The organism is Marinomonas lutimaris, assembly GCF_019426345.1.
Taxonomy (GTDB): domain Bacteria; phylum Pseudomonadota; class Gammaproteobacteria; order Pseudomonadales; family Marinomonadaceae; genus Marinomonas; species Marinomonas lutimaris.
The window spans coordinates 250,397-274,167 of sequence record NZ_JAHLLW010000001.1; the positions used below are offsets into that span (position 1 = coordinate 250,397).

General features: G+C 44.3%; 19 protein-coding genes. 12 read left to right on the forward strand and 7 right to left on the reverse strand.

Translation table 11 applies throughout. The features are described 5' to 3' along the window. The 4 genes from cyoC (at window position 1) to KPL72_RS01130 (ending at window position 3,777) form a co-directional block, all read left to right on the forward strand. The gene (gene cyoC, locus KPL72_RS01115; RefSeq protein ID WP_219701331.1) at window positions 1-612 is read left to right on the forward strand and encodes a cytochrome o ubiquinol oxidase subunit III; all 612 of its coding nucleotides are present in this window, start codon (window positions 1-3) and stop codon (window positions 610-612) included. After that, window positions 612-932: a cytochrome o ubiquinol oxidase subunit IV gene (cyoD, locus tag KPL72_RS01120; protein ID WP_219701332.1), complete on the forward strand. Its 321-nt coding sequence runs from the start codon at window positions 612-614 to the stop codon at window positions 930-932. The genes cyoC and cyoD overlap by 1 nt, the downstream gene beginning before the upstream one ends. A 71-nt stretch (window positions 933-1,003) precedes the next feature. Continuing rightward, a complete protein-coding gene (gene cyoE, locus KPL72_RS01125) occupies window positions 1,004-1,894 on the forward strand; it encodes a heme o synthase (protein ID WP_100186256.1) in 891 nt (296 codons plus the stop codon). Between the two features lie 224 nt (window positions 1,895-2,118). Beyond that, on the forward strand, window positions 2,119-3,777 hold the full coding sequence (locus KPL72_RS01130) for a tannase/feruloyl esterase family alpha/beta hydrolase (protein ID WP_219701335.1): 1,659 nt from the start codon (window positions 2,119-2,121) through the stop codon (window positions 3,775-3,777). 10 nt (window positions 3,778-3,787) lie between these two features. On the opposite strand, the gene KPL72_RS01135 is transcribed toward KPL72_RS01130, so the two are convergent. Beyond that, the gene (locus KPL72_RS01135) at window positions 3,788-4,537 is read right to left on the reverse strand and encodes an SDR family oxidoreductase (RefSeq protein WP_219701338.1); all 750 of its coding nucleotides are present in this window, start codon (window positions 4,535-4,537) and stop codon (window positions 3,788-3,790) included. Between the two features lie 202 nt (window positions 4,538-4,739). On the opposite strand from KPL72_RS01135, the gene KPL72_RS01140 reads away from it, so the two are divergent. The 5 genes from KPL72_RS01140 to KPL72_RS01160 all read left to right on the forward strand — a co-directional run bounded on the left by KPL72_RS01140 (window position 4,740) and on the right by KPL72_RS01160 (window position 9,638). After that, window positions 4,740-5,165: a MarR family winged helix-turn-helix transcriptional regulator gene (locus tag KPL72_RS01140; protein ID WP_212917155.1), complete on the forward strand. Its 426-nt coding sequence runs from the start codon at window positions 4,740-4,742 to the stop codon at window positions 5,163-5,165. Between the two features lie 24 nt (window positions 5,166-5,189). Next, complete coding sequence (locus KPL72_RS01145) at window positions 5,190-6,254, forward strand: HlyD family secretion protein (RefSeq protein WP_219701341.1); 1,065 nt, start codon at window positions 5,190-5,192, stop codon at window positions 6,252-6,254. A gap of 10 nt (window positions 6,255-6,264) precedes the next feature. Then, on the forward strand, window positions 6,265-7,791 hold the full coding sequence (locus KPL72_RS01150) for a DHA2 family efflux MFS transporter permease subunit (RefSeq protein WP_212917157.1): 1,527 nt from the start codon (window positions 6,265-6,267) through the stop codon (window positions 7,789-7,791). A 187-nt stretch (window positions 7,792-7,978) separates the two neighbouring features. Next, complete coding sequence (locus tag KPL72_RS01155; protein WP_100636168.1) at window positions 7,979-8,587, forward strand: gamma-glutamylcyclotransferase family protein; 609 nt, start codon at window positions 7,979-7,981, stop codon at window positions 8,585-8,587. Beyond that, on the forward strand, window positions 8,577-9,638 hold the full coding sequence (locus KPL72_RS01160) for a class I SAM-dependent methyltransferase (protein WP_219701343.1): 1,062 nt from the start codon (window positions 8,577-8,579) through the stop codon (window positions 9,636-9,638). Before KPL72_RS01155 ends, KPL72_RS01160 begins: the two co-directional genes overlap by 11 nt. A gap of 91 nt (window positions 9,639-9,729) precedes the next feature. On the opposite strand, the gene KPL72_RS01165 is transcribed toward KPL72_RS01160, so the two are convergent. Then, window positions 9,730-10,863: an acyltransferase family protein gene (locus KPL72_RS01165; protein ID WP_212917159.1), complete on the reverse strand. Its 1,134-nt coding sequence runs from the start codon at window positions 10,861-10,863 to the stop codon at window positions 9,730-9,732. Between the two features lie 215 nt (window positions 10,864-11,078). On the opposite strand from KPL72_RS01165, the gene KPL72_RS01170 reads away from it, so the two are divergent. After that, a complete protein-coding gene (locus tag KPL72_RS01170) occupies window positions 11,079-11,537 on the forward strand; it encodes a YehS family protein (protein ID WP_212917160.1) in 459 nt (152 codons plus the stop codon). Between the two features lie 186 nt (window positions 11,538-11,723). After that, entirely contained in the window at window positions 11,724-12,815 is a 1,092-nt protein-coding gene (locus KPL72_RS01175) for a hypothetical protein (RefSeq protein WP_212917161.1), read from the forward strand. 62 nt (window positions 12,816-12,877) lie between these two features. Here the strand turns inward: KPL72_RS01175 and KPL72_RS01180 are convergent, their stop codons facing one another. After that, window positions 12,878-13,837, reverse strand: a complete 960-nt coding sequence (locus KPL72_RS01180; protein WP_219701345.1) for an AraC family transcriptional regulator — start codon at window positions 13,835-13,837, stop codon at window positions 12,878-12,880. 222 nt (window positions 13,838-14,059) lie between these two features. Between KPL72_RS01180 and KPL72_RS01185 the strand changes: the two genes are divergently transcribed. Beyond that, window positions 14,060-14,374: an antibiotic biosynthesis monooxygenase gene (locus tag KPL72_RS01185; protein WP_212917163.1), complete on the forward strand. Its 315-nt coding sequence runs from the start codon at window positions 14,060-14,062 to the stop codon at window positions 14,372-14,374. Between the two features lie 32 nt (window positions 14,375-14,406). On the opposite strand, the gene pbpC is transcribed toward KPL72_RS01185, so the two are convergent. The 4 genes from pbpC to dppD form a co-directional block, all read right to left on the reverse strand. After that, complete coding sequence (gene pbpC, locus KPL72_RS01190; protein WP_219701348.1) at window positions 14,407-16,695, reverse strand: penicillin-binding protein 1C; 2,289 nt, start codon at window positions 16,693-16,695, stop codon at window positions 14,407-14,409. After that, on the reverse strand, window positions 16,695-21,596 hold the full coding sequence (locus KPL72_RS01195) for an alpha-2-macroglobulin family protein (protein WP_219701351.1): 4,902 nt from the start codon (window positions 21,594-21,596) through the stop codon (window positions 16,695-16,697). Before KPL72_RS01195 ends, pbpC begins: the two co-directional genes overlap by 1 nt. Before the next feature lie 171 nt (window positions 21,597-21,767). After that, on the reverse strand, window positions 21,768-22,796 hold the full coding sequence (locus tag KPL72_RS01200; RefSeq protein WP_219701354.1) for a peptide ABC transporter ATP-binding protein: 1,029 nt from the start codon (window positions 22,794-22,796) through the stop codon (window positions 21,768-21,770). After that, a complete protein-coding gene (gene dppD, locus KPL72_RS01205; protein ID WP_219701356.1) occupies window positions 22,793-23,761 on the reverse strand; it encodes a dipeptide ABC transporter ATP-binding protein in 969 nt (322 codons plus the stop codon). The genes KPL72_RS01200 and dppD overlap by 4 nt, the downstream gene beginning before the upstream one ends. Window positions 23,762-23,771 lie beyond the last annotated feature (10 nt).

Below are 23,771 nucleotides of genomic sequence, written 5' to 3' on the forward strand. Positions count from 1 at the left end.
ATGAGTACTACACATATGAATACGCATGACGCTCACGACGAGCATCACGACCACGATCCAGCACCGCATAACGTGTTTGGTTTCTGGTTATACCTAATGACGGACTGTTTGTTATTCGCATCCGTCTTCGCTACCTACGCTGTGCTCTTTATGAACACAGCTGGTGGTGTATCTGGTAAAGATATTTTCGAATTGGATTTCGTTTTAGTTGAAACCGCAGCGCTACTTCTTTCAAGTATCACTTACGGTTTTGCAATGATCTGTGCACATAAAAAAGACAAAAAAGGCACCCTTTCTTGGTTGTCTGTTACGTTCCTTTTGGGTGCTGTGTTCATTGGTATGGAAGTCTACGAATTCCATCACCTAATCGTTAACGGTAATGGTCCTCAAACCAGTGCGTTCTTGTCTGCCTTCTTTGCCCTTGTGGGTACTCACGGCTTACACGTAACTGCAGGTTTGATCTGGATGGCTATCCTGATGATTGAGTTGATAGTATCTGGTTTTGGTAGCCGTACTGTGACTCGCTTAAGCTGCTTAAGCTTGTTCTGGCACTTCCTAGACGTTGTCTGGATTTGTGTTTTCACCGTTGTTTATCTGATGGGAGCGATCTAATGAGCGATCATTCTTCTGAAGCGAATTCACACGGTAGCGTAAAGTCATACCTAACAGGATTTATTTGGTCAGTGATTTTGACTGGTATCCCGTTCTGGATGGTAATGACAGAAGCGTTCGATAAGGGGCCAACTTATATAGCAATCGTATTGTTAGCTATTGTGCAGATTTTTGTTCACTTGAAGTATTTCCTTCATTTGAACTTCTCTGAGCAAGGTAAGTTGGATACTTATTCATTCATTTTTGCTGCTGTGATTATTGTGATGGTTGTTGCGTTGTCCGTATGGATTATCTACGCTTCCAACGCAATGATGATGTAAGCAGAGAAATTTGATGATTATGCGGACTTCTTTCATTATAAGTGATACGTGTCCGATGGGAGCCTATAAAGATGTTTAAGCGTTATCTACAGGTCACAAAGCCTGGCATCATTATGGGCAACCTCATCTCTGTTGCGGGGGGCTTCTTTTTGGCCTCTCGTGGCGAGATTGACTGGATTCTTATGCTAGCGACAGTGGTTGGCTTGTCGTTGGTGGTTGCTTCTGGCTGTGCCATTAACAACTATATTGATAGAGATATTGATGCAAAAATGCAGCGCACACGTAATCGTGTGACGGTGAATGGTGAGATGTCAGGTAAAGCGGCGTTTTTCCACGGTATTGTGTTAGGTGTTATTGGTTTTGCTTTGCTGTCATATTTCACTAATTGGGTTGCGGTCGCCTTTGCCGTATTTGGTTACGTGGTTTATGTCGGTTTATACACTATGTATTTCAAGCGCAAGTCCGTATATGGGACTTTTGTTGGTAGTTTATCTGGTGCTGTTCCACCGGTTGTGGGGTATTGCGCCGCAGCAGGTCAGTTCGATGCTGGTGCCGCTATCTTGCTTACAATGTTTTGTATTTGGCAAATGCCACACTCTTATGCAATCGCTATTTTTCGCTATAAAGATTACGAAGCGGCAGGGATTCCTGTCTTGCCTGTGTCACAAGGTATCGCGAAAGCAAAACGCCATATAATTCTACATATTGCTGCCTTTGCAGTAGTCGCAGCACTTTTACCGCTGACTGGCTATGTTGGAATTGGTTTTATGGTTGTTGCTCTGGCTACCAGTCTTTGGTGGCTTGCTATGGCGTTACGAGGCTACCGTCCGGGTATTGATGTAAATGGTTGGGCGCGACAAGTGTTCTTCTTCTCTATCATCACTGTTACGGCACTTAGTGTGACCATGGCATTGGATTTTAATGAAGTCTCACCCAATTTATTGGTGTTTGCTGCCCATTAATTCATGCTTTACAAAACGGGCTTTCTGAGCCCGTTTTTTATTTCCTTTCTGTTTAGCTCGATAACTTTCTATTTATCTCATTATTCGTTATTTTGAATGCTTGCCCGTTGAATCCCATAGCAAAAGAGCATTCCCAACATTGCCTCAGTCATTGTCTTTAAAGCTGCTGCCATCGTTTGGATAATTTTTTGATTTGACACCAAAAATCAAACAGGATGATGTGAATGAAAACGCTTTTAACCTATCTGACGCCGATTTTTGTACTTTTCTTTTTCGGTAGCAGCAGCGCCTACGCTGTCAATTGTAAGGCGTTAGCCCAAAAAGCACCTGAAGGTGTAGTAATTAAAACCACGATGATGGGTCGAGATAAAGAGGTGAGAAGCACCTATTGCTTGGTTTCGGGTGTCATGTCACAACGTATGGGGGTTGATAGTAAGTTTTATTCGATTCAATTTGAGCTACGGTTACCTAACTTTTGGCAAGGGCGTTTTGGATATCAGTTTAATGGCGGAAATGATGGTGAAGTTAAGCCTGCGTTAGGTGCGATAACAGGACTTCTTAGTTCTCAGTATGCGATCAACCAAGGCTTCGCAGTGGTTTCAAGTAATGGCGGTCACGATGCTCAAGCCAATCCAGAAGCTGGTTTAGCAGGTCCTGCGGTATTTGGTCATGATCCTGAAGCGCGCCGTGATTATGGCTATGGTGCGGTACAAAAGTTAAATCCTGTTGCTCGTTCTTTGATTGAAAATTATTACGAGTCACCTATTAAATATTCATATGGTCTTGGCCAGTCAAATGGTGGGCGAATGGCAATGGTCGCCGCGTCGCGCTTCCCAGATATGTTTGATGGTTTATTAGTGGGTTATCCAGGCTTTAATTTACCTAGAGCTGCGTTACAGCATGCTTGGGACATTCAGGCGTTGCATCGAGTAAACGATGATATTAGCCAATCGTTAACGCCACGTGATTTAAAAGTATTTGCAAAACGTATCTTGGATCAATGCGATACTTTAGACGGTATTAGCGATGACATGATATTTGCAGCTGACGCTTGCCAAAAAGTCTTTAATCCCAAAGCGCTCGTTTGTAAAAGTAATTTTGATCGCGACTGTTTGCCGTTAAACAAAGTCGCTGCTCTGATGCGTATGCAAATGGGACCACATGATTCAAAGAATCAAGCTTTATACACTGACTGGGCCTATGATACGGGGATTAGCTCTGATAACTGGCGCATGTGGAAAGTTGAAAGCACGATTTCAGATTGGAGTAATAAGCCTATAAGTGTCGTGATGGGGGCTGCTTCATTAGCGCATATTTTCACCACGCCTTTTTCCAATGTTGCAGGTGATATTTACTCATTAGAAAATTATCTGCTTAAGTTTGATTTTGATAAAGACGCGACCAAAATCTATGCGACGAATAATCAATTCAAAGAATCCGCGATGACGACAATGACAACACCAGATGCCGCTAAACCTAAATTAACTGAGTTTAAGCAGCATGGTGGGAAGATGATTATTTTCCATGGCAATAGCGACCCTGTTTTTTCTGTGAAAGACACCATGCGTTGGTATGATTTTCTTAATTTCACGCTTGAAGGCAGAGCATCAGAGTTTGTGCGTTTATATCGTGTTCCTGGTATGCCTCACGGACAAGGTGGACCATCAACAGATCAATTCGATATGCTGCAGCCATTGATTTCATGGGTAGAGAAAAAGAAAGTTCCCCAAAGTATTGTCGCTGCTACTCGCGCGAAAAACCCAGAAATTACGGCTCGTATGGTGGATATGCAGCGCCCATTGTGCCCTTATCCATCTTACGCAAAATACAATAAGGGCGATTTTCTTAAGGCTAGCTCTTTTCAATGTGTGGTCGCTAAATAGTCTTGCTGACTTAGCGGCCACCACCGACGTCAATAAAGCCTCCAGTTGAATAGCTGGATTTGTCGCTGAGTAACCAGAGGATCGCTTCTGCGACTTCTTCTGGTTGTCCACCACGTTGTAGCGGCAAGTTAGGCCCAATACGATCCACTCGCCCCGCTTCGCCTCCATCAGCGTGCATATCAGTATAAATCAAACCAGGGCGAACCACGTTAACGCGAATGCCGTCACCAGCCACTTCTAAGGCAAAGCCTTTTGAGAAAGAGTCAACAGCGCCTTTGCTTGCTGCATAATCTACATACTCATTTGGCGAACCATAAACAGAGGCTAGAGAAGATACGTTGACGATTGTTCCGCCTTGTCCGCCAAGGCTCAGCGCCATGTCTTGGAAGGCTTCTTGACAGCATTGCATGGTGCCAAAAACATTGGTTTGAAAGATGCGTTGCCAGCGTTCGGGCTTGGTATCAACAAAACGAGCCTGTTGATCTAAAACACCAGCGCTATTAACCAGTGCTTTGATGGGGCCCCAGTTACGTCTAATGGTGGCAAACATCTCGACGACTTGTTCTGTGTCGCTTATGTCCGTTTGTACACAATGTGCTAGTCCACCAGATGCGATGATGTCAGCGGCGACATTTTCTGCAGAAGCCGCATCTTTTCGGTAGTTGATAATCACTTTATAGCCCTGTTGAGCAGCAAGCTTCGCCGTCGCTGCACCAATACCTCTCCCGCCACCAGTAATCAAAAGTATGGGTAATGTCAAATCACTCTCCTTGATGTTTTATTTACGCCTAACATTAACGTGCCCATTTGACTAAAACCAGTTTTTCATCCTTCTTACATTAAGAATTTATGATCGATTATTCTTCATAAATTGAGGAAGTATTAGGCATTTTTATAGGGCCTGATTGAATATAGTAAGTAATATATATAATAATTATTAGATATTAAATTTGGTGATTTGAATGCAAACGAACAATATCGGTTTTCTCTTAACAGACGTCATTCGTCTGATGCGTAGGGAATATTCCAAAGGCAGTTTAGATATGACACTGATGCAAGCGAGAGCACTGGTATACGTCTCTCATTGTGAAGGTGTTCGTCAGGTGCAATTGGCTGAAATGATGGATATTCAGCCAATTACGCTGGCCCGATTGATAGATCAGCTGGCAGAAGACAAGTTAGTCGAGCGTCGACCTGATCCGAAAGATCGTCGTGCTTACGGATTATATTTAATGGAGAAGTCGACACCATTATTAGAAGAAATTGATATTGAAGTTAAACGAGTTCGTGAGAAAGCGTTGCAAGGCTTAACCGAAGAGCAAATAGATGTTTTTCAAAATGCACTCTCTGTGATGCATGCAAATTTATCAACCGACACGTCATTATAGAATTTACTTGGGGAAATACCGTAAATGAGTGAGCAAGAAAACAACCCATCAGTGTCAAAACAAGTAGAGAAGCGAACCACTCGCCGTGTTTTATTGATCGCCTTGCCATTGGTGGTGGCTTTAGCATCGGTCATTGTTTATATGAAAGGTGGACGTTATGTTGAAACAGACAATGCGTATATTCAGTCAGATATGACGACGATTAATGCGGAAGTATCTGGTGCGATTAAGTCTATTTCTGTCAAAGAAAATCAAAAAGTTTCAGAAGGTCAGCTACTATTTAGCATTGATGCCACACCGTTTAAAGTGGCTGAAGCCAAAGCAACGGCTCAATTACAGCAAGTTCGACTAAATATTCTAGAGCAAAAAGCTGCTTACGAAGAGAAAAAGGCCGAAATTAAACAGGCCGAAAACCAGTTTGCTTTTAACCAGCGCGAAGAAAAACGTCAGGCAAATTTACTGAAACAGAAATTCATTTCAGACACTCAATTTGACCAAGCCAAACAAGCTGCTGAAGTCAGCGAGTTAAACGTTGCGACATTGAAAAAAGATTTGTTCCGTTTGAAAGAAGCCCTAGGCGGAGATCCAAGCGCTCCATTAGAAGATCATCCTAGTTATCAAGCGGCTCAAGCGGCATTAGATCAAGCGCGTATAGATCTTGGTCATATTGAAGTCAGAGCACCGGCATCTGGTGTAGTTGCAAAAGTCCCACACAATGGTGAGTACGTGACGGCAGGTTCAACCTCTATGGTATTGGTGTCTGATGAGAAACAGTGGGTTGAAGCCAACTTCACCGAAAAAGATCTGACCTATGTTCAGCCTGGCCAAGATGTTGAAATCGAAGTTGATGCTTACCCTGGAGTATCTTTGCATGGCAAAGTTGAAAGTATTAGCCCTGCGACAGGCTCTGAATTCTCTGTTATTCCTGCGGAAAACGCGACAGGAAATTGGGTGAAAATCGCTCAGCGTTTATCTGTGAAAATTCTTGTCGATACGGATCAAAACTCGCCAACTCTACGTACAGGTTTTAGTTCAAATGTCACAATAGACACAGAACATCAGCGCCGTTTATTCGGTTTAGCTTTGTGAGGCGATAGAGATGGCTCTTACGCAAAGCCTAAAAACGGAGGACGCTGGCACTAACCGCATTATGATCACGATATCTGTGATGTTAGCGACCATCATGCAGGCGTTAGACACGACTATTGCCAACGTGGCGTTGCCGCATATGAAAGGCGCCATGGGAACCACCCAAGATCAGATTTCTTGGGTGCTGACGTCTTATATTGTTGCCGCGGCAATTTGTATGCCGCTGACGGGGATTTTGTCCGCAAAAATTGGCCGTAAACGTTTGTTTATGTGGTCAATAGTAGGCTTCACTGTATCGTCTATTTTATGTGGTGCGGCGCAGTCGTTAGATCAGATCGTATTGTTCCGTTTGCTGCAAGGTGTGTTTGGTGCGAGCTTGGTGCCGTTATCTCAATCTGTATTGCTTGATACTTACCCGAAAGAAAAACATGGTTCAGCAATGGCCATGTGGGGCGTTGGTGTGATGGTTGGGCCAATTTTAGGGCCTTATCTTGGTGGCTTGTTGACCGAATATTATAGCTGGCGTTGGGTGTTTTATATCAATGTGCCATTTGGCATTATCGCTTGGCTTGGCTTGGCTGGCTTCTTAGAAGAATCAAAGCTCGATAAGAAACGCAGTTTTGATATGTATGGCTTTGTTCTACTCGGTGTTGCTATTGGTAGCTTACAAATGATGCTAGACCGAGGCGAATCGCAGAACTGGTTTGCGAGTTTAGAGGTGACGATAGAAGGTTTGTTAACTGTCGTTTGTGGCTCTATGTTCTTAGTGCATATTTTCACTCATAGTCATCCCTTTATCGATCCGAAAATGTTTCGTGATAGGAACTTCAGTGTCGGCATGGTGTTCATTTTCATAGTTGGCATTATTTTGTTGTCATCCATGGCATTACTACCGCCGTTTATGAGTTCATTAATGGGGTATCCGGTTGTTGATATTGGGGCGATTTTGGCTCCGCGAGGTTTTGGCACCATGGCCGCGATGATCATAGTGGGACGATTGGCAAATAAAATTGATGCTCGATTGTTTATCACATTGGGCTTGGTGCTGATCACTTACTCAATGTGGGAAATGACACTGTTTACTACTGAAGTAACAGCATGGGACATTATTCGAACGGGTATGGTTCAGGGCACAGGCTTAGGGTTTATTTTTGTGCCTTTATCTACCATTAGTTTTGCAACTTTGGATCCTAAATACCGCAATGAAGGGACGTCTATGTTTAGCTTGCTGAGAAACATCGGAAGTAGTATTGGTATTTCGGTGGTAACGACTTACTTGGCGCAGCGAACACAGATAAACCATGCAGCGTTTGCGGATTATATTAATCCATTTAATCTTGGCTTACAGATTGCTCAAGAACAGGGGGCTTATAATACGACAACGGCAGCGGGGCTTACGGCACTAAACCAAGTGGTGACTGGGCAAGCTGCAACCTTGGCGTATTTACAAGATTTTCGTTTGATGATGTGGGTGACCGTAGCTGCTTTGCCTTTGGTGCTTTTGTTGAAAGGAAAGTCGAAACAATCTAGAGCATAAAAAGCATTAAGGTTCAGATATAAATTGTGAAAGTCCTGATTTTTCAGGGCTTTTTTGTATCTTTATACATTGTTATTGCTGCGTTCTTATCGACCAATGAATACATAAGCTAGTACTGTCTAAAGCCACACGTTATCATGCGTGTTATCTGGATATTTGATTTACCTAGTTTTGCTTGGAGGTTGCTATGAGCGCATTAGATCGACACTTTATTTTGGGCTATGGCAGCCTAATTAATGGTGAAAGCCGTGCGAAAACTGGCGAAACAGGCAAAGTTTGGCCTGTTAAGTTACATGGATTCGAGCGTCATTGGTCGGTAATGTCAGTTGAGTATGGTATGAGCTCTGTTGCGGTGATCCATGCTCCTGAGAAAGCCTGCAATGGTGTTTTAGTTGAAGTGCCTTATGATCAATTTCCCTTGTTTGATGAACGGGAAAAAGGTTATCAACGAGCAATGATCGAAGTTAAGCAGTTAACTACGTATCAAGACCACCCTTTGCCAGAAGGCACTTATTGGATTTATCACACGGATGATGTGACTGAACCACACGATGAGTGTCCTATTGCACTAAGTTACCTAGATGTTATTTTGTCTGGTTGCTTAGAACACGGTGATGATTTTGCGCAAGACTTTCTAACCTTAACCAAAGGCTGGGCATCGCCTTTGTTGAATGATCGAAGAGCACCGCGTTATCCGCGAGTGCAACCAGAACTTCCTACTGAGCGTTTGAATACTTTATTAGCGCCTGTAACCACCTTATCTATTAAAGAGCTATCTGTAACTTATGAATCTTAACTCGACGAGCCAATTATTGGTGCGCAACGAAGAAGAATTGGTCGGCAAAATTTTATTTGCTAACCCTGAAGACACTTATCCACTTGATTTAAGCAGAAAAGCGGATGTGTATGCTTGGTGCCAATCTAAAACCTTTTATGATGCTTTGTTGCGAGTCGGCTTTGCGGATGAAAAGCTTTTCTTGTCTGAACAATGGGCGCTAGAAAACGGCAATGACTTTGATCACATTGTGATCTATCAGCCTAAAGCCAAAGAGTTGTTGGATTATTTGCTTGCGTCAGTTTTGCCTCTTCTAAAAGATGGCGGTCAAATTTGGCTGGTGGGAGACAACAAAAGTGGCGTTAAATCCTCTATGAAGCGCCTAGAAGCGGGATTGGATGAAGTAGGTAAGCGAGATGGTGCTAAGCACTGTTTGCTTTACACAGGTTACAAACGCCGTCCTGCCAAGCCCTTTATATTCGAAGATTGGATTATGACCTGGAAACAGGAAATCGCAGGACAAACGTTGACTTTGTGTAGCTTGCCTGGTGTTTTTGGTCACGGCAAATTAGATAAAGGCACTGACATCTTATTAAACCAGCTTAATCAGCATCGCTTTATGAGCGACGTTGCCAGCGCACGTATTCTCGACTTTGGTTGTGGTGACGGCATCATCGCTCTTTGGTTGCACAACAAAACTGGCGCGCGCATCACTGCTTTGGATGATAGCGTATTGGCGTTAAAAGCAACGGAATTAACTTTCGCTGCGAATCAAGTCAGCGACGCGGTGACTTTAATTGCTTCTAATGGCTTAGATGAAGTGAAAGGTCGCTTTAACTATGTTATCACCAATCCACCATTCCACAGTGGTGTGAACACCGACTACAGCATTGCTGAAAGCTTCTTTATGACAGTTAAGCAACACCTTACCTTAAACGGTGAGCTATTTGTGGTAGCCAACGATTTCTTGCGTTACCCACCAATTTTAGACGCGGCGCTGGGTTCTCATACTCGCCTGTATCGAGATAAAGGCTTTGCGATTTATCACGGTCGCCAACCGAAGAAAAAATAACGTTATAAGCTTTTGCACAACAAAAAAATACCCAATGCCCATTTGAGAAAATGGGCATTTTTTGTTTTTGCACTTTAAAACGATTTTTGTATCAAGCCCCAATCAATAAGCGGCTTTTAGAACCAAATAAGCGTTTCAATTTGCCGATTAACCATACCGATCCATAGAACTGAAAAATAAACAAAAACACCGATGAGATAAGGCTGTAGGCCATGGTGGTATTGGGTTCGATATAGCCAGCATTGAGTAATATATATTTAGTATTTCCCCATATCATACTGAGTAAGGGGTGTAAGAAGAAAATCGCGAAACTAATGGAAGCGAGCATTATCAAATGTTTGCCAAGCGCAGGCCAAACGAGATGAGAGCAAAATCCGACAAATAATACGCATAGACCCATTTTTTGAATGAACTGCAAATCGATACCGGCCCACTCAAAAGCCGCTTTGTGATAGCCACCGGCATGGAATAAAACGCTAGACTGCAACCAAACCGTGACAACTACCGCGACAATAGCCACGCCTAAAAAGTATCGGTAATGCTGTTTCATCCAGGCAAGATACTGAGAATACAACATACCGAATAAATAAAAGGGTGTGAAATACACAACAGACTGCAGCACATTGATGTTGCCATCTGGTCGATGAATAACGACGGCAGTGAGTGAAAATAATGCCAAGATAGACAATTGAGTCAATAATGGCAGTTTTAAATAACGAAAATGCAGCCCAGAACAAAGAAAGGTCGCCATAATAAAAGGGATGTACCAATGGGGAAACAGCACAAAACCTTGCTGCAAAACCTCCCAGCACATCGACAGAGCTTCCGTCACACTGGCGTGATCAACGAATAGAAAAACGAAGAAATTGACCACAATTGCAAATGCTGAAACAGACAAGAATGGCACTAATACGTTCTGTACTTTCTTTGACATAAATTTTTTATAATCAAAGCGTTGGGCAAAGATGTGATGAAAGAAAAAACCAGAAATAAACACAAAAACGCCTGTGCCACCACGAATTATATTTTCTAGCCAAACAGGGAAACCATCATTAGTATTGGTGACAGAATGCCCAAGCACAATTAACACAATGGCCAATCCGCGCAGATAATCAAATTCTATGATCCGAGCCGATTTTTTTGCTTTGGCTGGACTTGATTCATCAACCGAAGGCTTCTTGGAAACCTCGATGTTCATCAGTGTAGGTTTTTGGGTAATGTTCACTGGCTTACATCCATGAAAATGAGAGATACAAGCTATTAAGTCGCCAGTTTTGTTTCTAATCAATATAGACTGTAGACAGAACCTAAAATTTTACGTTAATCATGCATTTTCGACGATATTCTTACAGGTTTAGCGACATATATAGGTAAATGCTTGCCAATCTGCTAAAGTCGCGGCTTACTCTTATTTATGCCCCCTAACACTAGGAAATCATTTTGAACAACAACGATATTTTACGCCGTCTTCGCTACACTTTTGATTTAAAAGAGCTCTCTATTGTAGAAATCTTTGCTGCAGCCGATGGCATTGCATCGCAAGAGCAAGTTACTAGCTGGCTAAAGAAAGAAGACGATGCAGGTTATGTTGAAATGATTGATGTGGAAATGGCGACATTTCTTAATGGCTTTATCAATACCAAGCGTGGTAAACGCGAAGGTCCACAACCTGAGCCTGAAAAGCGCTTAACCAATAACGCTATCTTCATGAAATTACGTATCGCCTTGAACCTACAAGCTGAAGAAATTCTCGACATCATGTCTCTAGCGGAATTTAACTTAAGCAAGCATGAGCTAAGCTCTTTCTTCCGCAAACCAGATAACCGTCACTACTGTGAATGCAAAGACCAAATTTTACGTAATTTCTTGATGGGGCTGCAGAAACAGTTTCGAGTGTAATTTGTAGGTTATTACGTACTTCGCTGCTTCAATAAAAAAAGCCGCTGCCGAATAGGTAGCGGCTTTTTTTATTGCTATTTCACCCAGTGTACAAAGATTGCACTATGTGGCTATTTCATTGAGCTTCGCTTTGCGATATTGGCTTCCCATAATAAATATAAATGATAAAAACAGGGTGGTATCAATATGCTAATCAAAAATAAAGTCGCGCAAGCTGTTATCGTTGCAAGCCTTTCTTCTCAAGGGTTTGCCGTAGAGTTAGGTGATTTTAATGGCACTCAATTTAGTGTAGGTGGTTATCTTAAAGCTGAAGGTGTATTTAGTAATCCAGATGAAGGCAGCAGCACTTTTGACGGTAGTGCTCGTCAGTCTCGTGTCAATTTCACAGCAAGCCGTACAGTAGAAGACCACAAAATACGTGGTTTTATAGAAGCTGACTTCTGGGATAACAACACGACAGCCACTGATAGTACTTATGCCTATCGGTTACGTCATGCGACCATTACGGTAGATAACCTAACCGTTGGTCAAACATGGAACGGACAGTTCTTTGCTAATGCGCCATTCGATACGGAAATGATTAATCTTTGGGGCTTAGGTATAGGTACTATTGCGGGTAATGGTGCAGTTGTCAGACCTGATCTTGTTGTACATTACGCGACAAAAGACTTTCGCCTGACCTTTCAAGACCCTGTTTACAGTGATGCAAGCTATCCAGATATGGTTGCGGCGTTTACTCACCGCACAGAGAGTGGCCATGCTTTCAATATTGCCGTTACAGGTCGTGATGTAGATATGACGCCTTCAGACACAACGGACAACGATTCTAAGTTTGGTGCTGCCTTGTCTTTAGCGGCAAAACTTAATTTTGGTGACACGAGTTTATCGCTTAGCGGTTTTACTGGTAAAGGTGCAGGCGTATACGCGGGCTGGGGTTACTTAGGGGCGACTGGTGCGTCCGGTGTGACGGAAGTTGACGGACAAGGGGATTTGGTAACGTTAACAGGTTTCACTGCGGGGATTGGCCATAAGTTAAGCGAGAAGGTGCGAGTCAATTTGCGCTATGGTCAGGTTACCTCTGATGAAGTCTCATCAACGCTTACAGATGACACACTTAAACTCACCCTTGCTAATGTTATTTACACCTATGTGCCTGGGTTAGAGTTCGGTTTGGAATTACGTGATCAGAATATGCCTAACCGACCATCTTCAGCGGTTGGAACGTCATCTCGCCCTGCTGGACAGCAAGTTGAAGTGATGGCGATGTACAAGTTTTAAAGAGTACTGACCAGAGCAAACCGGGCTTTACCCTTTTATCCGGTTTGCTCTTTTTATCTTCATCAATACGATAAATCACGCAATGTCTGTGAAGGCAGTTCTCCTATTTGTTCGCGGTATTGAGCCGAGAATCTTCCCAAATTAGTAAAGCCGTATTTCAATGCGACTTGAGTCACATTTTTAATTCGCTCATTGTTCTTCAGTTCCGAATGTACGCTTTCTAGTTTCAGACGGCGAACGTAAGCTGAAGGAGTCAGTCCAGTCTCCCGCTCAAACAAGTTATAAAGTGATTTGCGACTAATTTGACACAGGTTCGCTAGCTCATCTATCGTTATATCGGTTGTAATATTGTCCAATACATAATTACGAATACGTTCTATATGGCGGTGTAATGACTCATTAGAAAGAGAGCTTTGGCGAACATTACTATTGAACATATTAAGAATGGCGCTGTTTAAGAGTCGACAGTAATAAACTCGTGCGCGTTCGTTCAGTTCTTTTTTGTCTTGCTGCAATATATCATTTAGCAAATTAAACAAAGGCCCAGCGAGTGGGAATTGGCTTACCTTAGCATCAAACGGAATTGGATTGATGGAAGATAAATAGCCAAATTCGCGCGCTGTTTGATGTAGAAAATCAGCAGGAATCCTCACGATTAATCTTCTACAGTCAGCTGAGTCATTGGATACCAAATGGGTTTTAGGCATTACAAAAATGGTATCTCTCGTCTTGAGTACGCGTTTTCTATCATGAGATTGTTCGACACTGTGGCCAGCTGAAATGACGTTCAGAAAATAAGCGTTAGCGACTTGGGAGGAGTTTACATGTACGGGAACGCCCACTGCATATTCTAAAATAGAAAGCGGTCCAAATTCTTTAAACCTCAACGTGGCAAGTTTCTCTTGAGATGCTTGTTGAATAAAATGATGCTCTCCAAAACCCTTATCCAATAAAATGCCAGCAAGAGTTTGTGCTGAAGCGTCTACAACCTGAAGGTCGCAGGCAGAAAAATTAAACTTCATATTTACACCAGTGCATTAATTATTTTTATAAGTCAGCAATCTAGGTAAAACTTTAAATTCGTTTTACAGCGACTATAAAGTGTAATGCTTGATGCTTTGACTTAGTCATCCAATTTTGAGGTTAGTGCATCAATTATTGATATAGTAAACAGTATTTTTATGAACAATGTTGTGTGCTCTGGTAAATCCGCAAACACACAGTCTATAAGAGGAGGAATTTATATGATCGCGAGGGAGTGGAAAGCCCGTTGCCCAATGTCTAAAAAAGAAGGATTCATTACCTACTTATATGAAACAGGAGTGAAAGACACATCTGCTACCGAAGGGTTCAAAGGGGCTCAAATTTTTGGGCGAGAAGTTGATGAGCTAACGTTCGAGGTGACTCTGATTACTTATTGGCCGACACGCGAGTCGATTGTGGCGTTCGCTGGTCAGGATATTGAAGTAGCTAAACTTTATCCTGAAGATGATGAATATGAGCTAGATCCAGATACCTTTGTTCGTCATTACGATGTGATAGAAAATCATTGGGTTTAATCTGGATCATAATGACTACCAATGGCGAAATTTTAATAGAGAAGAACCGAGAATTCGACTTGGTCTCTTGCGCCTGCTTGGTCTATTAACGTGAGTTGATAGTTGCCGGATTTTAGGTCTTTTAGTGTGGTCTTTCTTTGCTGGTCAGCTAACAGAACACCGTTTAAAAACCAGTAAAAAGGCGCTTCGCCTCCTTCCGCCGAAATGGTGATTGATCGGTTTTGTTGCTTCGGTAGCTGGAACGCATCCTGATTGGTAAGTCCATGGATACGCACAGCAGATTGACGAACTATATTGCCTGTCGTTTCACATCTTGGGTCCCAGCTTGGTATGCGAGAAGATCGGCGTTGTTCCAAGCTTAGCCAATGTTCTAATGGCGCAGGCCAAACTGTGGCCTTGTGAGGTTTGGCGTTAACCTGACAGCTTATATTGACTCGTAACTTGGAATCATCTGCTTGCCAGAATTGAAATTCAGATTGGTTGAATGGCTGTTGTAGCGCCGCAGTGTTGTACCAAGTTTTAGGAATGGTGCCGTCAAGAATATAAGCGCTGTGGCTCTCCTCACAGTTCGTTTTAACTATGTCACCTTGTGGCCAGCATATGTCTACTTTAGACACGCTGTCGGGCATTTGTGGAGCTGGGCGCTGATCGTTTAGCCGTTGATAAATATTGTTTAATAATGGCACAGCGGTAACTTGGCCATAATGGCCGGGCATGGGAACACCATCGGGTCTACCAATCCAAACGCCTAATGTGTAATGTTGACTCACGCCAATCGCCCAGGCATCACGGAATCCATAGCTTGTGCCGGTCTTCACCGCTAAGCCAGAAACAGAATCTGGATTATCTAATAATATTTTGCGAATAACCCAAGCAGCACCCTCGCTCAACAGCGGTTGTTGTGATTGTTTATCCTCAGTACTAAAACGTAGATGCTGTGCTTGGCCTTTGTTTCCAAGACTGGTGTAGGCATAGACAAGATCTTCTAAATTCGAGCCAACGCCACCGAGAGCCACCGCCAAATTAGGCTTCGCTCCGGTCGGGAGCTTCAACTCGATGCCTGCTTTTTTCATTTTTAAGAAAAAGTAAATGGGCTTGAGCTGCTCCAATACTTGTACCGCAGGAATATTCAGGCTTGTTTGCAAGGCATGAGCAACGGATACTGGCCCACTGACACCACCATTGAAGTTGTCGGGTTGATAGTCCCCGAACTTGAGAGGCACATCCATTAATAAGCTTTCGCTATGAATTAAGCCTTCATCCAATGCCATGCCGTAAATAAAGGGTTTAAGTGTTGAGCCTGGTGATCGGGTTGCCTGAATCATATCCACGTAAGCGAAACGGCTGCTGTCATTGAAATCCGCCGATCCTGCGTAGACTTTTACCTTGCCTGTCTCGTTTTCGACAACCAAAGCTGCAGCCGAGACTTTTTGTCCAATACCATGGACATAGTTTCTCAGCAGGTTACTGATCTGACCTTGCCATTGAGAGTGGATAAAGGTTTTGATCTGAGGAGCTGTGCTTTGCGTCACTAATCGGCGGGCGAGCAAGGGTGCTGATTGGTAATCTTGTTTGGTTACGCTGGGAATGTCTTCGATTAACGCATCGTTTAAGCGCTCTGTCGACCACTCTTCCAGCGTTACTAAGCGGCGCATCAATTTGTCCCGCGCTTGCTGGGCGCGTTCGTTATGTCTGTCTGGTCGGTAATAGCTGGGCGCTTGCGGTAAAACCGCCAAGAGTGCCGCTTGGGCGTCAGTCAGTTGTTTTACCTTATGGCCAAAGTAACCCAAAGAAGCGGCTTGAATGCCTTCATAGGTGCCACCAAAAGGCGCATGGTTGAGGTAATAGGTGAGGATGTCTGCTTTGCTAAAGTGCCATTCTAACTGCAGAGCACGAATGATTTCTTTGAGCTTTCCCCATACGGTTCTGGGTTCTGGATAGCGAATGCGAGCCACTTGCATGGTTAACGTTGAGCCACCAGAGACTATTTCTCCTGTGCTAATCCATTGCCAAGTGGCACGAATGAGAGCAAAAAAATTGACGCCGGGGTGATGGTAAAAATATTGATCTTCGTAAGTGATCAGCGCTTCTAGGTAGTTTGGGGAAACCTCGTCTAAGGTAACAGGAAAGCGCCATACGCCGTTGTCATCAGCAAAATTACGCAAAATCGAACCATCCTCGGCGAGAACAGTTTGACTCAGAGAGCGGGATTCTAAATCGACTGGTACAACCCAGTCGTATAACAAGAAAGACAAAAACAACAGTATTCCGGTGATAGGCAAATAAGCCCATAACCGGAATCGAGCCTTAAAGCGAGCCATTAACGAGGCAGTATTTCCAAAGTATTAATCGACGTACCAATGGCACGGTAATTAGGACGATACATATCTTCTACAAAGGGCGGTGCAACCTGATAAGTACCCGGTGTGACAGCTCGGGCTAGGTAATAGAGCTTCTTCACGGATTTATCGGAAAGACTCACGGAAGCCACAAAGCGATCATCCCGATATTCTTGATACAGCAGGTTATTTTCACGGAAGTAGCTACCAAGCGGCTTTTCGTCAATCATAATGCTATCCAAATCGACGCTGGCATTACTAAGGTTTTGGTTCTCTAATTCCAAGCCAGCAGGTAAAAGATCAACTATCAAGGCATCGGGGATGCGTAAGTCATCATCAAGCGTGGCAACGTTTAATTCCACAATGACCAAATCCCCACTGGTTAATGTGGTTGGCGTCGTCGGTTTACCTGTTAGGTCGTAATACTGTCGGCTAATGCGCAGCCCTTCGCTGTATGGCTCTGGGGTGTTTTTAGGTGCGCCTTGGTATTGCAGGCTGACATACAATTTTTGGTCGTCTGCGGTGATGCCTTTTAGCTTGCGCAATTGGTCTGCATCAAACACAGAATTGAATGCCTGTTCTTTTACTAGCGACTGTTCGCCAGATGGTAATTGGATGGTGGCGCGCCACTCACTGCTTTTTTGTGCGTACTGACTTGCGACCTTCAATAAAGCGATGCGCTCTTGAGTGCTGAACCAACGCTTGCTTTGTAGGCTCTCAATCATCTTATCGGCAAGGTTTCCGTCATCCAGTCCTAACTCTAATGCAACCGCAAGGCTAAGGGCTTGATCACGCACAATAGAGCCGTAATCTCGATAATAAGCATATCGTTTGCGGTCAATTTTTAGAGCCAGTTCTAGTGCTTTTTGAGCTCTAGAGTTGTCATTTAACTGATGCAGAGCGCCTGCTAAGTGCATCCAAGCAAGACCAGACTCATCTAAAGATGGTGTTGATTTATTTTGGCCGGAAGCAATTACACCTTTGTTATTTGTCATTGCCTGATCATAGAGTCGGCGCACAAAGCTCAAGCTAATAGCATCCGCTTTGGCTAAGACAAACGCGGCGTAAGCGCGATAGGAGAACTGATAATAATCAGAGCTTTCGCTCCACATGTCGCTTTCGGGGTTATTGTTGACAAAGAAGGTCAATCGTTTGATCGCGCGGTTTAGCAAATCATCATCGACGACAATACCTTGTTTACGCGCATCGATTAAAAACTCCGTGGCATAAACGGTTCCCCAGCGAGATTCCCAACTGCTCGAATCCCAGTAACCGAAGCCACCATTACTCAACTGTTTTGCTTTAAGCTTTTCAATTCCGTTCTGGATTTGTTTTAGGCGGAAGGCTTCGCTAAAAGGTTGCTTGAATTCTTGTTCAATACTGTCATTCAAATCGAGCTGACTGACCATGTCTTCATTTAACAATAGCCAAGGATAGGTCGAGCTGGTGGTTTGCTCTAAACAGCCATAAGGATATTGTAATAGGTTTTCGAATTGGTTTCTAAAGTTGATCGCAGGGCGGTTAGAAATCGTTAACATCGCTTCAACACTGCTGTCTCGCAATGAGCTGATATCAAAGCTCGGCTTCCATTGCTCGCCTGGGTCTAGCGTCGCACGTAATTGATTCGTTGCCCAAGGATAAGGGCTTCGTACGCCAAGTCGCCACGTCCGCTTGATATTGATGTCGTCGCCATTGGTGGCATTAAGCGTAATAACACCTTGGCCTTCCCTGTCCGCGCCTATTATCGGAATGGAAAGCACGATTTTTTCTTTATCGGCAAGCTCTAGGCTCTGCTGCAAACCTTCGCTAATGACGGCGCCATTTACTTCCACACTGACATCAAATGTCTGCTTAGCATCGGAAAGGTTGTGCAGATCAATGCTGATTTGGCTCTTATCACCCATCGCAAGGAAACGCGGCATGGCAATTTGCGAGACAAGCTTGTCAGCGACAATCATTTCTTTGTGCGCGCTACCGTAACTGTGATCGCCATAGACCACAACCATCCATTCCAATTTGCCATTGAAATTAGGCAGATCAAAGCTGACATCGGCTTCGCCATTGACGAGAGCAACCGGCTCACTCAGGAAGGAGATAATTTGCACATCAGATTTTGGCTTTTTACCGCCGCGGCTGAGCTCGGCATCAGATTCATTAAAGGCATCGCCACCAAATTTCTGGCGGATCATGTCATAACCTAGGTTATTTATGATCTTGCCATAGATATCGAAATACGCCGACTCAAAACGACGCGGAGCATAAAAATACTGCTCAGGTTGAGGTGGTTTATAGCGCGTAATATTCAGCACACCTTTATCAACAAGAGCGACCGTTGCATAAAGTGGTTGATTCCCAAGTTTTGATACATTCGCTACCTTAATATGCGCGCTAACTACTTTGTTTGGCTGAACTTTTTCTTCGGTGGTCAGCTCTACGTCGGCAATGGCATCTGGGCGAATGATGGGTAAATGCACCATCCCTAAGGCGCGTTTTGGTGCGACTTCGGTGACTTGGTCCGCTGGCGTTAACACCATCGCCGTGACGTATAAGTCGTGTCGATTCCAATTTGGTTGTACATCGATGCTAACTTCATTTGTGCCTTTTTCGATGTTCTTATGCAGGCTGTATCGAACGCCGTTAGTGGATTCCACATTGATAATGCCATCGCCAGCCACTGGGCTGGTTAAACGCAAAGTTGCTTTATCGCCTGGCTTGTAGTGATCTTTATCCAACGACATTTGCAGCATGTCGGGTTTTAAATTGCTGCTGCTTTGGTTATCCCAACTCCATTCTGTCTCAAACTCAAAGGTGCTCTTCGCTCCCGTTTCAGAGGTGACTTCCAAAATATACGTGCCCCATTGCACAGGGAAATCAACGGTGACAGCGTCGTCTTTCACGTCAATATTTTCATTGCCAACCGTATAAATATGGCTCTGATAATTCCAGTACCAGCCTCGGGATTCGTTGTATTCCCAGAAGTACTCGCGGTAATTTCGAGACAGGCGAACACTGAGTTTGTCAGCAACCGGTTCCCCTTCTTGATCGACACTCAATAATTTAAATTGCAGCGTTTCATTGGATGCAGGTCGACCTTTAAATAATGGCTGGATACCAACCAGCTTATCGTAGTCTGGTAACTGTATGACGCTCTGATTGCGCGTTACCGGACGGCCGCCACTTTCGTAAACGCTGGCGCTGACAAGATAGCGCAATGGCACTGGCGTGTTGGCCCAATTATCGGGGATGGAAATCACCCCTTTGCCATCTTTATCCAGTTTGATAGGGGCTGTTTTTAGCGTGCGGCCATTGATTTTTTCGTTGGCATTGCCGAAGTAGTAATCTTTTAGCGACGGAAACGGCGTCGTCGAAGGTCTGACAGTGATAACCGCATCGGCATCATTGCCTGCTGCAGGCGCGCCATAGAGATAATCGCCTTGAATCGGAACATCAAAACGGCCTTTTGGAGCATAGCGAGTTTGATTAGGAACATCATCGTAAAAGGACAGCGTCAGGGTTTCCGGTAAAAAATCTTCTACCTGAAACCAGTAAGTATCCACGTAATCGTCATTAATACTGACTTCAAGACGCCATTTCCCTGTTGGCGCGTTATCATCTAACTGGAAATCAGTTTGATAAAGGTTGGTGCTGTCAGGTTGCCAAGTGAACTGTTTTTTGCGTTCGCCACGAGCATCGTAAAGTCGGGCTTGCAGGGGCAAATTCGCGACTTTTTGGCCGTCAAAATCGCGCAGTAATAAATTAATCGAGACGTTTTCACCAGGGCGATAAAGGTCTCGCGGGCCGTACATAAACATCTGGTAAGGGCGATGTAAGCTCGGCACATTTGGGTAGGCGGATAAGTCTAATTCGTCTCGGTCTAATTTTAAGAAGGTAATGCTGTCGCCATGACGAGCAACCACGGATTGTGGCAAGTCGTTGGTCGATAATTGGTAGCTGCCGTCTTGTCCACTTGTGGCGGCTTGATCGTGGGCTGCTTGTTTATCTGTTTTCGGCCACAAAAACCGTAGATTAACATCAGCCATTGGTTTTGCCGTGGCAATGGAGTGACTGTAAACCACCAAAGAATCTTTGTATTTTCTGGCGTGTAAACCTATGTCTGTGATGGTGAAAACCGCCGTGTCGTAGGCGTAGTCATAATCACCTGGCTTGCGGATAACGGCCACATAAATGCCAGGGGCGTTTTTTTCTAAAACTGGATCTAAGTTTAAATTGTAGGTCTTACGTTGATTGGCTTTGGCATCATTTTCATAGCGTGCAGAATGGACCAAATCGGCGTATTGCTTTAGTCGTGTAAGGCTGTAGTAATCGTTCATTCCTTGCAATGATGTTTCATCAAGAAAACGATCTAAAGCGTCATCACGAACCCGAAAGACATCTAAGTCCACCGATTTTTGATTGATGACAGTAACAGGAATGCCATTTTGAATGTTGCCAACTAAGAAGCTTCCGTTACCTGAAAAATTGGCGCCGGGAATGATTTCACGGGTTTTTACGGTGCGCTCAAAGCGGTGAATATTACCTTCGCTGTCTTTCTCGGAGAGAGTGTTTCCGCTGACTGATTTGGGTTTTCTGTCTACCTTGATGGTGTATTCGGTGCTGGGTTCAACAAATGGCAGTACCCATTGGCGACCATTATTTTGCGGTATCCAGATATTGCCAGTGGTGGGATTGGGTGTCACAGAAATAGATTTGCTTAGGTCGCTTTGAGGATCAATCGAATCGGTAAAGCGAATAACCAATGCGGGCGCATTGTCTTGAGTGGTTTCACTGACATCTGATATATAAAAATCCGCCGCGTGGAGCGTGCCGGAAAGCAGTAACAAACTCATCCAAATTAGGTGAAGACCGGATAGAACTGACCGCATGACAAGCATCCCTTTTGCGTTTATATGAAGCGGATTCTATTAGCTCATACTATGGGTTACAAGGTGCAATAGATCACGGATTATGACATGAACGAAGGGCGGGCATTAAAGTAGATCAAAAAAACGCCCTTTCGGGCGCCTTTAAAACTCACATATCTTAGATAGTTTCGCTTACGCTGCTCCCACTTCAATCGCTTCAATACGGTTTTCTTCCACAGCATGACAAGCAATCATGTGGCCTTGTTCTTGCTCCGCTTGATCGTCTAATCGTAGCAATGGCGTTTCAGTTTTACAGCGGTCGTTGGCGTAGCTGCAACGTCCGTGGAAAGCACAGCCAGAAGGTGGATTGAGCGGTGAAGGCAGTTCGCCTTGTAGTTTGATGCGAACTCGACGTTTATCTGGCGAAAGCTGCGGCGTACTAGACAGCAATGCTAAGGTATAAGGGTGTTTGGGATTCTCGAACAGTTGTTCACGAGTCCCTTGTTCAACCACTTTGCCTAAGTACATCACCATCACGTCGTCGGCGATGTGTTCCACCACAGACAAATCGTGAGAGATGAACACATAGCTCAAACCAAACTCTTCCTGCAAATCCATCATCAAGTTCAATACTTGCGCTTGAACCGACACATCCAATGCGGACACAGGTTCGTCGGCAACAATGACATTTGGGTCGAGCATCAAACCACGAGCGATGGCGATACGTTGGCGTTGACCACCAGAAAACATGTGTGGATAACGGTCGTAATGTTCGGCTTTCAAGCCGACTTTCGCCATGATAGCGAGAGCTTTTTCCTTGCGTTCTGTTTTGGAAAGCTTGGTATTAATCACCAATGGCTCTTCCAAAATAGCACCGATCTTTTTGCGTGGATTCAGCGAGCCATAAGGATTTTGGAAAATGATTTGGATCTTCTGACGTAGCTTCGCTTGAGCGTCTGCGCTTAAGGTTAGTAAGTCTTCACCAAGGTGCGCTAGCTTGCCGCTGGTTGGAGTTTCAATCATGGTAAGCATGCGGCCAAGGGTTGATTTACCACAACCAGATTCGCCTACTACCGCCAAGGTTTTGCCTTTTTCAAGATTGAAGCTAATACCATCAACGGCTTTCACTACCGCGTCAGGCTTAAACAGACCTTGTTTGACGTGGTAATGCTGTTTTAAATCTTCGGCTTTCAAAATTAACTTGCTATCGGATTGGTTCATGCGGTTGGTCTCCCTTCGCGGTCCAATGGCGTATGGCATTTCACTTGGCGATCAAGATCGCCTTGGTTCGCAGGTTCAACCTTGCGGCAATGATCCGTCGCATAAGGGCAGCGCGGGCTTAGCAAGCAACCCAATGGGCGATCATATTGACCTGGAACCACTCCTGGTAACGCTTCGAGGCGTGCTTTGCCGGAGGCAGACTCAGGCAAAGAAGCCAGTAAGGCTTGCGTGTATGGATGTCTTGGGGTGCTAAAGACTTCCGACGCTGGACCAGATTCAACGATTTGTCCTGCGTACATAACGATAACGCGATGAGCCACTTCGGCCACAAGAGCCAAATCGTGAGTGATCAACACCAAGCCCATTTGCTTCTTGCGTTGTAGCTCGATCAATAGATCTATGATCTGTGCTTGAATGGTCACGTCTAGCGCGGTTGTCGGCTCGTCTGCGATCAATAAGCGTGGATCACAGGCAATGGACATGGCAATCATCACACGCTGGCTCATGCCGCCTGACAGCTGATGAGGGTAATTATCCAAACGTGATTCCGGTGCCGGAATGCCTACTTGCGTTAGCAACTCAATCGCACGGGTTCTCAGTTCTTTCTTACTGCCGCCTTGGTGCGTTTTTAACGCTTCGATGATCTGATAACCCACGGTGAAACATGGGTTAAGGCTGGTCATCGGATCTTGGAAGATCATTGCAATGTCGGAGCCAGTTAGCTTACGACGTTGCTTTTCTGGCATGGCTTGCAGATCTTGACCATCGAAGGTCAACTGATCTGCGCTGACTTTTCCGGGGAAGTCGATCAAGCCCATGATAGACAATGAACTTACACTCTTGCCTGAGCCAGATTCCCCAACGATGCCGAGAACTTCCCCTTCTTCGACCTTGTAACTGATGTTATCCACGGCGCGAAAATTGCCGAAGGTAACGCTTAAATTTTCCAACTGTAACAGTGACATAATAACCTCT

Coding starts and splice junctions, on each gene's coding strand:
- KPL72_RS01185 (WP_212917163.1), top strand. CDS start 14,060: ATGATCGCGAGGGAGTGGAAAGCCCGTTGCCCAATGTCTAAAAAAGAA.
- dppD (WP_219701356.1), bottom strand. CDS start 23,761: ATGTCACTGTTACAGTTGGAAAATTTAAGCGTTACCTTCGGCAATTTT.
- KPL72_RS01130 (WP_219701335.1), top strand. CDS start 2,119: ATGAAAACGCTTTTAACCTATCTGACGCCGATTTTTGTACTTTTCTTT.
- KPL72_RS01200 (WP_219701354.1), bottom strand. CDS start 22,796: ATGAACCAATCCGATAGCAAGTTAATTTTGAAAGCCGAAGATTTAAAA.
- KPL72_RS01160 (WP_219701343.1), top strand. CDS start 8,577: ATGAATCTTAACTCGACGAGCCAATTATTGGTGCGCAACGAAGAAGAA.
- pbpC (WP_219701348.1), bottom strand. CDS start 16,695: ATGGCTCGCTTTAAGGCTCGATTCCGGTTATGGGCTTATTTGCCTATC.
- KPL72_RS01150 (WP_212917157.1), top strand. CDS start 6,265: ATGGCTCTTACGCAAAGCCTAAAAACGGAGGACGCTGGCACTAACCGC.
- cyoD (WP_219701332.1), top strand. CDS start 612: ATGAGCGATCATTCTTCTGAAGCGAATTCACACGGTAGCGTAAAGTCA.
- KPL72_RS01195 (WP_219701351.1), bottom strand. CDS start 21,596: ATGCGGTCAGTTCTATCCGGTCTTCACCTAATTTGGATGAGTTTGTTA.
- cyoC (WP_219701331.1), top strand. CDS start 1: ATGAGTACTACACATATGAATACGCATGACGCTCACGACGAGCATCAC.
- cyoE (WP_100186256.1), top strand. CDS start 1,004: ATGTTTAAGCGTTATCTACAGGTCACAAAGCCTGGCATCATTATGGGC.
- KPL72_RS01140 (WP_212917155.1), top strand. CDS start 4,740: ATGCAAACGAACAATATCGGTTTTCTCTTAACAGACGTCATTCGTCTG.
- KPL72_RS01180 (WP_219701345.1), bottom strand. CDS start 13,837: ATGAAGTTTAATTTTTCTGCCTGCGACCTTCAGGTTGTAGACGCTTCA.
- KPL72_RS01175 (WP_212917161.1), top strand. CDS start 11,724: ATGCTAATCAAAAATAAAGTCGCGCAAGCTGTTATCGTTGCAAGCCTT.
- KPL72_RS01155 (WP_100636168.1), top strand. CDS start 7,979: ATGAGCGCATTAGATCGACACTTTATTTTGGGCTATGGCAGCCTAATT.
- KPL72_RS01145 (WP_219701341.1), top strand. CDS start 5,190: ATGAGTGAGCAAGAAAACAACCCATCAGTGTCAAAACAAGTAGAGAAG.